The organism is Azospirillum sp. FG154 (genome assembly GCF_057809575.1).
Genome location: NZ_JBMDKF010000015.1, coordinates 137972 through 147249, shown reverse-complemented (window position 1 = coordinate 147249; position 9278 = coordinate 137972). Strand labels below are relative to the sequence as shown.

Annotated in this window: 13 protein-coding genes; 3 read left to right on the top strand and 10 right to left on the bottom strand. The window is 67.6% G+C overall.

The window, feature by feature from the left end; translation table 11 throughout:
• Positions 1-285: 285 nt before the first annotated feature.
• The 8 genes from ACODS4_RS17985 to ACODS4_RS17950 form a co-directional block, all read right to left on the bottom strand.
• On the bottom strand, positions 286-1164 hold the full coding sequence (locus ACODS4_RS17985; protein ID WP_488866071.1) for a 3-hydroxybutyryl-CoA dehydrogenase: 879 nt from the start codon (positions 1162-1164) through the stop codon (positions 286-288).
• Between the two features lie 52 nt (positions 1165-1216).
• Positions 1217-2158 (bottom strand): electron transfer flavoprotein subunit alpha/FixB family protein, encoded by a 942-nt coding sequence (locus ACODS4_RS17980; RefSeq protein WP_488866069.1) that lies wholly within the window; start codon positions 2156-2158, stop codon positions 1217-1219.
• A gap of 2 nt (positions 2159-2160) precedes the next feature.
• A complete protein-coding gene (locus tag ACODS4_RS17975; RefSeq protein ID WP_488866067.1) occupies positions 2161-2910 on the bottom strand; it encodes an electron transfer flavoprotein subunit beta/FixA family protein in 750 nt (249 codons plus the stop codon).
• Between the two features lie 130 nt (positions 2911-3040).
• The gene (locus ACODS4_RS17970; protein ID WP_119831130.1) at positions 3041-3610 is read right to left on the bottom strand and encodes a cob(I)yrinic acid a,c-diamide adenosyltransferase; all 570 of its coding nucleotides are present in this window, start codon (positions 3608-3610) and stop codon (positions 3041-3043) included.
• Positions 3611-3617: 7 nt separating this feature from the next.
• Positions 3618-3812 (bottom strand): twin transmembrane helix small protein, encoded by a 195-nt coding sequence (locus ACODS4_RS17965; RefSeq protein ID WP_488866064.1) that lies wholly within the window; start codon positions 3810-3812, stop codon positions 3618-3620.
• 76 nt (positions 3813-3888) lie between these two features.
• Positions 3889-4596 carry a hypothetical protein gene (locus ACODS4_RS17960; RefSeq protein WP_488866062.1) on the bottom strand — a complete coding sequence of 236 codons (708 nt, stop codon included), beginning with the start codon at positions 4594-4596 and terminating at the stop codon, positions 3889-3891.
• 4 nt (positions 4597-4600) lie between these two features.
• Complete coding sequence (locus tag ACODS4_RS17955; RefSeq protein ID WP_274379630.1) at positions 4601-4726, bottom strand: hypothetical protein; 126 nt, start codon at positions 4724-4726, stop codon at positions 4601-4603.
• Positions 4727-4731: 5 nt separating this feature from the next.
• Positions 4732-5073 (bottom strand): hypothetical protein, encoded by a 342-nt coding sequence (locus ACODS4_RS17950; RefSeq protein WP_488866060.1) that lies wholly within the window; start codon positions 5071-5073, stop codon positions 4732-4734.
• Between the two features lie 217 nt (positions 5074-5290).
• Between ACODS4_RS17950 and ACODS4_RS17945 the strand changes: the two genes are divergently transcribed.
• Complete coding sequence (locus tag ACODS4_RS17945) at positions 5291-6727, top strand: GH1 family beta-glucosidase (protein ID WP_488866058.1); 1437 nt, start codon at positions 5291-5293, stop codon at positions 6725-6727.
• A gap of 6 nt (positions 6728-6733) precedes the next feature.
• Here ACODS4_RS17945 and ACODS4_RS17940 read toward each other — a convergent pair whose 3' ends face one another.
• On the bottom strand, positions 6734-7324 hold the full coding sequence (locus ACODS4_RS17940) for an NAD(P)H-dependent oxidoreductase (protein ID WP_488866056.1): 591 nt from the start codon (positions 7322-7324) through the stop codon (positions 6734-6736).
• Between the two features lie 142 nt (positions 7325-7466).
• Here ACODS4_RS17940 and ACODS4_RS17935 point away from each other — a divergent pair, with 142 nt between their 5' ends.
• The gene (locus tag ACODS4_RS17935) at positions 7467-7895 is read left to right on the top strand and encodes a hypothetical protein (RefSeq protein WP_488866055.1); all 429 of its coding nucleotides are present in this window, start codon (positions 7467-7469) and stop codon (positions 7893-7895) included.
• A 22-nt stretch (positions 7896-7917) separates the two neighbouring features.
• On the opposite strand, the gene ACODS4_RS17930 is transcribed toward ACODS4_RS17935, so the two are convergent.
• Positions 7918-8175, bottom strand: a complete 258-nt coding sequence (locus tag ACODS4_RS17930) for a hypothetical protein (RefSeq protein WP_488866053.1) — start codon at positions 8173-8175, stop codon at positions 7918-7920.
• Between the two features lie 205 nt (positions 8176-8380).
• Here ACODS4_RS17930 and ACODS4_RS17925 point away from each other — a divergent pair, with 205 nt between their 5' ends.
• Complete coding sequence (locus ACODS4_RS17925) at positions 8381-9247, top strand: peptidoglycan-binding domain-containing protein (RefSeq protein WP_488866051.1); 867 nt, start codon at positions 8381-8383, stop codon at positions 9245-9247.
• The last annotated feature ends 31 nt before the right edge of the window (positions 9248-9278 follow it).

Genomic DNA, 9278 nt, shown 5'->3' with positions numbered 1-9278 from the left:
AGCGACAAGGGCAACATCTTCCTCGCCCGCACCGATCTCGCTTTCTAAGCGGCGGTTTCTTCTGGTGATTTGACGCCTTCCGCCCCGTCGCGGTGTTCTCCATCCCGCCGTGATGGGGCGTCCCGGCGTGCTCGTTCCCCCGAGTGCGTTCGCCTCTTTCGCTCTCCTGGCAGAGGCTAACTTACGGCCAAGCGGCTCCCCGCTTGGCCGTTTCCTTTTTGAGACCGAACAAAAAGGCCCGCCCCGGAGACGCCGGAGCGGGCCTTTTGTCGAGCAAGCGACGGATCAGCGAGTCGGGACCGGCGGGGTCTGCGAGTAGTCGTAGAATCCACGGCCAAATTTTTTGCCGATCCAGCCCGCCTCGACATACTTCACCAGAAGCGGGCAGGGGCGGTACTTGCTGTCGGCCAAGCCTTCATAGAGCACCTGCATGACGGCCAGGCAGGTGTCCAGACCGATGAAATCCGCCAGTTCCAGCGGCCCCATCGGGTGGTTGGCCCCCAGCTTCAGCGCGGTGTCGATGGCCTCGACGCCGCCGACGCCCTCATACAGGGTGTAAACGGCCTCGTTTATCATCGGCAGCAGGATGCGGTTGACGATGAAGGCGGGGAAATCCTCGGCCACGGCGGCGGTTTTGCCGATGGCTTCGGTCAGTTCCATCACCGCGTTGAAGGTCGGCTCGTCCGTGGCGATGCCACGGATGAGTTCGACCAACTGCATGACCGGCACCGGGTTCATGAAATGCATGCCGATGAACTTGGCCGGTCGGTCGGTGGACGCGGCCAACCGGGTGATCGAGATCGACGAGGTGTTCGTCGCGATCAGCGCCTCGGGCTTCAGATGGGGCACCAGCTTCTTGAGAATGTCGCGCTTGAGCGCTTCATTTTCGGTCGCGGCCTCGATCACCAGATCGGAATCGGCGAAGATCGACAGGTCGGTGGCGGTGGCGATGCGGCCCAGCGCGGCGGCCTTGTCGGCCTCGCTGAGTTTGCCTTTCTGAACCTGACGGTCGAGGTTGCGGGTGATCCCGGCGAGGGATTTCTCCAGAACCTGCTCGTTCAGATCGGAAACGCTCACATCATAGCCCGCCTGCGCGCAGACTTGGGCGATGCCGCTGCCCATCTGGCCGGCGCCGATGATACCAATCTTCTTGATCGTGGACATTGGGCTTTCCCGAAGGGATGAGGATGGGTGGACCGAGGATCGACCGCGCCGGTTAGGACGCCTTCAGCGCCGCCGTCAGCTCCGGCACCGCCTTGAACAGGTCGGCGACCAGACCGTAATCGGCGACCTGGAAGATCGGCGCTTCCTCATCCTTGTTGATGGCGACGATGACCTTGCTGTCCTTCATCCCGGCCAGATGCTGGATCGCGCCGGAAATGCCGACGGCGATGTACAGCTCCGGCGCGACGATCTTGCCGGTCTGGCCGACCTGATAGTCGTTGGGAACGAACCCGGCGTCCACGGCGGCGCGGCTGGCGCCGACGGCGGCGCCCAGCGTGTCGGCCAACGCCTCCAGCAGCGGGAAATTCTCGCCCGACTGCATGCCGCGTCCACCCGACACCACGACGCGGGCGGCGGTCAGCTCGGGACGCTCCGACTTGGTCAACTCCGCCGAAACGAAGCTGGACAGGCCAGCGGCGCCGACCGAGGCGACGGAGTCGACCGACGCCGAACCGCCGGTGGCGGCGGCGCTGTCAAAAGCCGTGCCGCGCACGGTGACGACCTTCACCGCATCCTTGCTTTGGACGGTGGCGATGGCGTTGCCCGCGTAGATCGGGCGTTCAAAGCTGTCCGCCGAAACCACGCCGGTGATGTCGGAAATCGCGGCGACGTCGAGCAAAGCGGCGACGCGCGGCAACAGATTCTTGCCGACGGAGGTCGCGGCGGCCAGCACATGGCCGTAACCGCCCTTGGCGAGCGAGACGACCAGCGGGGCGACGTCTTCGGGCAACTGGTGCTCATAAGCCGCGTCGTCGGCCAGCAGGACCTTGCTCACCCCGGCGACGGCGGCGGCGGCGTCCGCGACGCTCCGCGCGCCCTTGCCCGCGACCAGGATGTGGATGTCTCCACCGATCTTCGTGGCGGCGGTGACGGCGTTGAGGGTTGCGGGCTTGAGGGCCGCGTTGTCGTGGTCGGCAATGACGAGAATGGCCATAATCAGATCACCCGCGCTTCGTTCTTCAGCTTGTCAACCAGGGCGGCGACGTCGGCGACCTTCACGCCAGCGCTGCGCTTGGCCGGTTCCACCACCTTCAGCGTGGTCAGTCGCGGCGCCACGTCCACGCCCAAGGCGTCCGGCGTGACGGTTTCCAGCGGCTTCTTCTTCGCCTTCATGATGTTGGGCAGCGAGGCGTAGCGCGGCTCGTTCAGGCGCAGATCGGCGGTGACGATGGCCGGAAGCTTGAGGTTCACCGTTTCCAGACCGCCGTCGATCTCGCGGGTGACGGCGACCACGCCCTCGCCGGGAACGATTTTCGAGGCGAAGGTTCCCTGACCCCAGCCCAACAGCGCGGCCAGCATCTGGCCGGTCTGGTTGCAATCATCGTCGATGGCCTGCTTGCCAAGGATGACCAGCGTCGGGCCTTCCCGCTCCACCAGGGCCTTCAGCGCCTTGGCGACGCCCAGCGGCTGGGTTTCCGCGTCGGTCTGGACCAGAATGGCGCGGTCCGCGCCCATGGCCAGCGCGGTGCGCAAGGTCTCTTGGGCGGTGGCGGGGCCGATCGACACAGCAATGATTTCGGTCGCCTTCCCGGCTTCCTTCAGACGAACCGCCTCTTCGACGGCGATTTCGTCGAAGGGGTTCATGCTCATCTTCACGTTGGCGGTTTCGACGCCGCTGCCGTCCGCCTTGACGCGGATTTTGACGTTGTAATCGACCACTCGCTTGACGGGGACGAGAACTTTCATAACCCACCCTGACTGGTTATGCGCGCGCCTTTTGGGGCGAACACCGCGAAAAATTGCTGTGGTTGCGAACGGACCATAGGATTTGCCGTTTCCACTGTCAATGTCGCCCAAGCGTTGGGCGTTCGTCGCCTCAACGGTTGGCGCCGGGAACCCACAACACATCGCTGGCGCCGTTGTCGTTCACCACACGGCCCAAAACGAACAGGTGGTCGGACAGCCGGTTGACGTATTTCAGCGCGGCGGGCGTCACCGGCTCGTGCCGCGCCAGATCGGTCATCAGCCGTTCGGCCCGGCGGGCGATGGTGCGGGCCAGATGCAGATGCGCGGCGGCGGGGGAGCCGCCGGGCAGGATGAAGGATTTCAGCGGAGCCAGATCGGCGTTCATCGCGTCGATTTCCGCCTCCAGCCGGTCCACCTGCGACTGAAGGACGCGAAGAGGGGGGTATTTCGGCTCCGGCTCCTCCGGGGTGCAGAGGTCGGCGCCCAGATCGAACAGGTCGTTCTGGATGCGGCCCAGCATCGCGTCGATGGCGGGCTGGTCCTTGGTGTGCAGGCGGGCGAGGCCGATGGCGGCGTTCGCCTCGTCCACCGTGCCATAGGCGGCGACGCGGCGGTCATGCTTGGGCACACGGGAGCCGTCGCCAAGCGAGGTTTCCCCGGCGTCGCCGCCGCGCGTGTAGATCCGGGTCAGACTGACCATGGCCGCTTTATCCTTGGGTCATCATGGCGATGACGAACAGCAGCAGGGCCAGCCCCTGCAAGGCCACGCGCACGCGCATGACCTTGTTGGAGCGTCGCGGGTCGCCCCCGCCGCCGCGCGCCATAAAGAAAAGACCGACGAACAGCGAGCCGACCACCGCCAGCATCGCCACGATCATGAGGATAGGGAAAAGTCCGTTCATGAACGCGACTATACCGCAGCCGACGGGCGCCGCCTATGGCGACGGCGCGCGTCGGCGTCGATCATCGTCAAACGGTTCAATCGTCGCTGGCCGCATCCACTGTGTAGAAAACCCGCAGCCCCAGCAGCCGGGCCGGCGCGTCCAGCGTGTCGGCGGGGTCTTCGGTCGCGCGGGCGATGGTCAGCAACGTCAGCCCGTCCGCCGTCGGGGTTCCGGCCAGCGTGATCGCCGGGCTTTCCGGGGCGGCGTGCAGGACGTCGGCGGTGGTCAGGGCGTCGGTCAAGGTCACAGGCGCGCCGCTCGCGGCGTCCAGCCCGTCGCCGTCGCCAAGCGCCACGCCGCCGACCGACCAGACCACGGATCCGACTCCGCCGCTGGCGGTCCACAGGGGTTGGACGGTCACGCTTCCCCGGTTCCAGGCTTTCGGCAGGGCGATCAGCGCCTGGGCCGTCGTCACCGCGTCGGCGGGGAAGTCGAATGAGCGCAGGATCACCCCGTGGGATGGGCCGTCCGTCGATCCGGCGACCGCGCCGCCGCTGGCTGGGGCGTTGAGCGCGGCGGCGGGAAGCCACAGGCCGCGCCGACCGACCGCGCGTTTGCTGGCCAGCGCGGCGGGCAGGCCGGTGACGTCGGCCTGCGTGTGGGCGTGGGCGCTTTCGGCCAGACCGGCGCGCAGTTGCGCCACGGTGGCGCGGACGGTGGCGCCGTCCTGCACGGCGGGAAGCAGCTCAACGCCGGTCAGGGCGGCGCTGGCGGGAAGCTGGCTGATGGGCAAGGCGGGCATGGGATCACTCCGCGCGCAGGGGAAAACCGGATTCGGTGGACAGGCGGGCGCCGGACTGGCTGGTCAGCAGAACGACGCGCCACAGGCGGGCGGCCAGCGGGGCCAGCCCCCGACCAAGACGGATCAGCATGGCGCTCACTCCATCTCGGAGACATGGAGGGTGCCGGGCGCCGAATCGGCGGCCAACGCGGCGATGTGGGTGTGGCGGACGCTCTGCCGGTTATCGCCGACCGACAGATAGAGATAGGTCCCGGCGGGCAGGAAATGGTCGGACGCGCTGGCGCTGACCGCCGCGTCGCCGCTGCGCAGAAAGGCGGGAACGTCGCTGTGCACTGCGATCACGCGGGTGTCGGCGGCGAAGGCGGCGGCGTTGCGGGCGCTGCTGTCGCCCACCGGGATGGCGTGGGCGCCGCCCGGCTTCAGGCGCAGGGCGGGGATAGGATGAAAATCTTCGTCGCGCGGCAAAAAGGTCGGCATGGCTGGCTCGCTCCGCAGAGGGCAAGTGGAAACGAAAAACGCCCGCAGGGCGGGAGCCTGCGGGCGCATGGGTGGCGTTGATTATTAAGCTTATAGTCCTATAATTAAGATCGCGTCAATCCATCCGTTGCGAAAGCCGCCGCGCGGCTTAGAGTGCGCGGCGGGACGGCGGCCAAAGAACGGCGCGCGCGTGGGGCTATGGTGGAGTGACGGTGTGATGCGGCGGCGGACGTTCCTGAAAGTGGCGGCGGCGACGGCGACCCTGGCGTCGGCGGGCGGCGGGGCGCGGGTTCTGGCCGCTCCCGGCGCCGTTCCGGCGACGGTCTTTCCCGAAGGTTTCCTGTGGGGCTGCTCGACCTCCGCCTATCAGATCGAAGGGGCGGTGGCGGAGGATGGGCGCGGCCCCAGCGTGTGGGACACGTTCAGCCACAGCTTTGGCCGCGTCGCCAACGGCGACACCGGCGACATGGCTTGCGACCACTACCACCGCTTTCAGGAGGATGTGGATCTGATGGCCCAGGCGGGGATGCGGGCCTACCGCTTTTCCATCGCCTGGCCGCGCGTGCTGCCGCAGGGGATTGGGGCGGTCAATCAAAAGGGGTTGGATTTCTACGACCGCCTGACCGATTCGCTGCTGGCCCGTGGGATCGAGCCGTGGCCCTGCCTGTTCCATTGGGATTTGCCGCAAGCCCTGCAAGACAAGGGCGGCTGGCTGAACCGCGACAGCGCCGCGTGGTTCGCCGACTACGCGCTGACCGTGGCCGCCCGGTTGGGTGATCGGGCGAAAAGCTGGACCATGCTGAACGAGCCGTCGGTGGTCGCCATCTTCGGTTATGGCGTTGGCCTGCACGCGCCGGGCGTCACCGGGCGGACAAATTGCTTGACGGCGATTCATCATCAAAATTTGGCGCAGGGCAAGGCGCTGGCGGCCCTGCGCGCGGTTGGCGGCGGCAAGGGCTGGCGGCTCGGCACCGTGCTGTCGCTGCAACCCTCCTGGCCGGTCGGCGGGCTGGACGCCAATTACGCAGCGTCGAAGATGTGGGACGCGGTGTGGAACCGCTCCTGCCTCGACCCGCTGTTCAAGGGCCGTTACCCCGAGGAGTTGGAGGCCGAGTTCGCCGCCATCGCCAAGCCCGGCGATCTGGAGGCGATCCGCCAGCCGCTCGATTTCCTGGGGGTCAATTACTACAGCCGGATGCACCAGCAGCCCGACCCGCAGGGGCTGTTCGGCACCGGCTACGGCTCGCCCCCGGAAGGAACGCGGCGCACCGCCATGGAATGGCCGTTTGAACCGGACGGGTTGGCGGAAATCCTTGGCGAGTTGCAGGAAAGCTACGGGAATCCCCCGGTCTACATCACCGAAAACGGCGCTGATTACGTCGACAGCGTCGGCCTCTCCGGTCGGGTCGAGGATGGCGACCGCATCGCCTTCCTGCGCGACCATCTGCTCGCCGCCCGCAAGGCGATGGACGAGGGGGCCAACGTCAAGGGCTGGCTGGTCTGGACCCTGCTGGACAATTTTGAATGGGCGGAGGGCTACCGCCGCCATTTCGGACTGGTCCAGGTGGACCGCAAGACGATGGCCCGCAAGCCCAAGGCCAGCTACGACTGGTACGCCAAGGTCATCCGCAAGAACGCCGTGCCGACGGCCTGACCGGCGTCACAGCCGCCGCATCAGCGCGTCCACCCGGCCCAGGTGGCGCGCCCGCGCCGCGTCGGTCGCCCGGTCCATGTCGTAGAGCGCCTGATAATGAAACCGCGCCTGCGGGGCGCAGGCGGTCAAAACGCCCTTCTTCAGAATGCGGCGAGCCGGGTTGCGCATGTAAAGCTCCGCCAGCCACCAGGGCGAGCCAAAGCTGGTCAGCACGGCGACGTGGCGCAGGTGGGTCAACAGCGGCAGGATCCGTCCGCCCGCGCGGTCATGGCGAAAGGCGACGCCGGGCGCCCACACCCGATCAAAATACCCCTTCAGGATCGCCGGTTGGTCGAACCACCAATGGGGATAGACCAGCGCCAGCCCTTCGGCCCAGCGCAGCCGCTCGACCAGCGGGGCGACGGCGGACCAATCATAATCCGGGGCGAAATAGCCCGTCCGTTCGGCGCGGGTCAGGGCCGGGGCGAATCCCTCGGCGTACAGGTCGGTTTCCACCACCTCATGGCCGCTGGCGCGCAGAGCGGTGGCGGCGGCGCGTTGAACGGCGGCGGCGAAGCTGTCGGGCAGGGGATGGGCGAGGATGGTTTGAACGCGCATGGTGCGGCGATCCTGTCATGGCGGGCGCTGTGCGTCTTTGTTGATCGGACGGATTCGCGCGTCAAACCGATTCCGGTTTCGCGCGATCCGCTCTAGAGTGCGCTTCCGCTCTTTGACCCGCCGCGACGCTCCGGTCCCGATCATGGCCGCTCCCCCCGCATCCCACCCCACCCGCTTCGCGATTCAGAAGGCGCGCGGCAAGGGCTGGAAAACCCTGGAGGTGGGGGAGGAGCTGCCCCACGCCAAGGCGCGGTTCGAGACGATGATCGGCGTCAACCCGCGCGCCTATTTCCGGCTGATCCAGTTGGATTACAACGCCGAGGCCAATTACGAGGGCATGGAGTTCAACTGGACGCTGATCGAACTCTACGACCCGACGCAGAAGAGCGTCCGCAAGCCGCCCCCCGCCGCCAAGCCGACCAGAGGCAAGCCGCGCGATCCGTCGCGCCCGGCGACGGCCAAAGGCAAGGAGAGGGTGCCGCTGCCGGTGCGCTTTTATCTGGCGGTGATTCTGATCGGCCTGCTGGTCGGCGGTCTGGCCTATCTGCGCTACGCGGCTCCGGGGCGGTAGGCGAGGCGGCGGTAGGCGGCGGTCACTCCGTCGTGTAGCCCTTGCGCCGCATGCATTGGCCGAAGATTTCCTTGCGGTACTGGAATTGCGGGGTTTCCGGCAGCGGGCGGTTGGGGTAGCCGCGCAGGCGCATGGTGACGTCCACCTCTTCGGTGCATTCGTCAAACGCCACGCTGGGAACCTCTTTGCTGGCGGTCCATTCCCGGTAGGAGGGGGGACCGCCGCAACCGGCCAGCAGCGCGACGCCCGCCAGCAGAACCGCACACTTCACCATGGTCATGACCCTGTCCCTTGTCCGAAGCCCCCAAGGGCCAAGGCTAGCACGCGGAGGCCCGTCCTTCCATTTATGGGCGCGCTTTTTTGGCAACGCTGCGCGACGGACATGGCGGCGTTCCAAAATTCGCGACCGGAAAGCCGCCGCAATCTGGTAACACCGTTGACAGGCATCGGTCGTGGCGGAGCGCCACGGGTGGAAGGGGAGAAGCATGTCTGGGGATCGGTGGCGGACGCTGCGTGGCGTCGCCGCAGCGGCGGCGATGATGGGCTGTTTGGCCGGGGTGACGGAGGCGCGGGCGCAACCCGCGACCGCCGACATCCAATGGGCGCAGACCATTCTGAAGGAAAAGGGGTTCGACATCGGCGGTCGGGCCAACGGCCAGATGACGGCGCAAACCCACGCCGCGCTCAGCGCCTATCAGAAGTCGGTCGGTTTGCCCGCCACCGGCCAGCTCGACGCCGCGACCACCGCCCGGATGATGGGCGACCGCGAGAAAAAGGCCGCCCCGACCATGGGCAGCCTGTCGAAAAGCCAGATCGGCCAGTCCCCGCGTGAGAAGGAGGTGACGCCCCGCGCCGCGCCGACCCACCGGGTGGACAGCGGCAACGAGACGGTCGGCGGCATGGCGCAATTCGGTTCGGCGCCGCCCTCCTCGTCCAGCAGCGGGGGCAGCAGTCCGGCGCGCTCTGCCCAACCGCAAGGATCCGTCGCCGAAACCCCGGTGAACCCCGCCGCAGCGGATGGTCCCGTTCCCCTGGCCGCGCCCCGCGCGGCGGTCACGGCGACGACCGCCACGGGGCAACCGGCTCCGCTGGTCGAGCCGCCCGCGATGGGTCCCGCCGGGATGCCCGGCTGGATGACCAGCGGCCTGCGCTATGGCGTCATGGGGTTGCTGGCGGCGACGCTGGGGGGAATCGGCTTCGCCTGGTGGCGCAGCGGTCGCGGCGTGTCGCCGGTCGAACGTCCCGCCGACGAGGCGCCGCGCGAGACCCGCGTCGAACCCAGCTTCGGAACCCGCCGTCGGGAGGAGTTGAGCGCCGGTCCGCGCCTGACCGCCGAGGCGCGGCGGCGTTGAGGGTTTGAATCCCCGCCGACGCCCGCCCCGT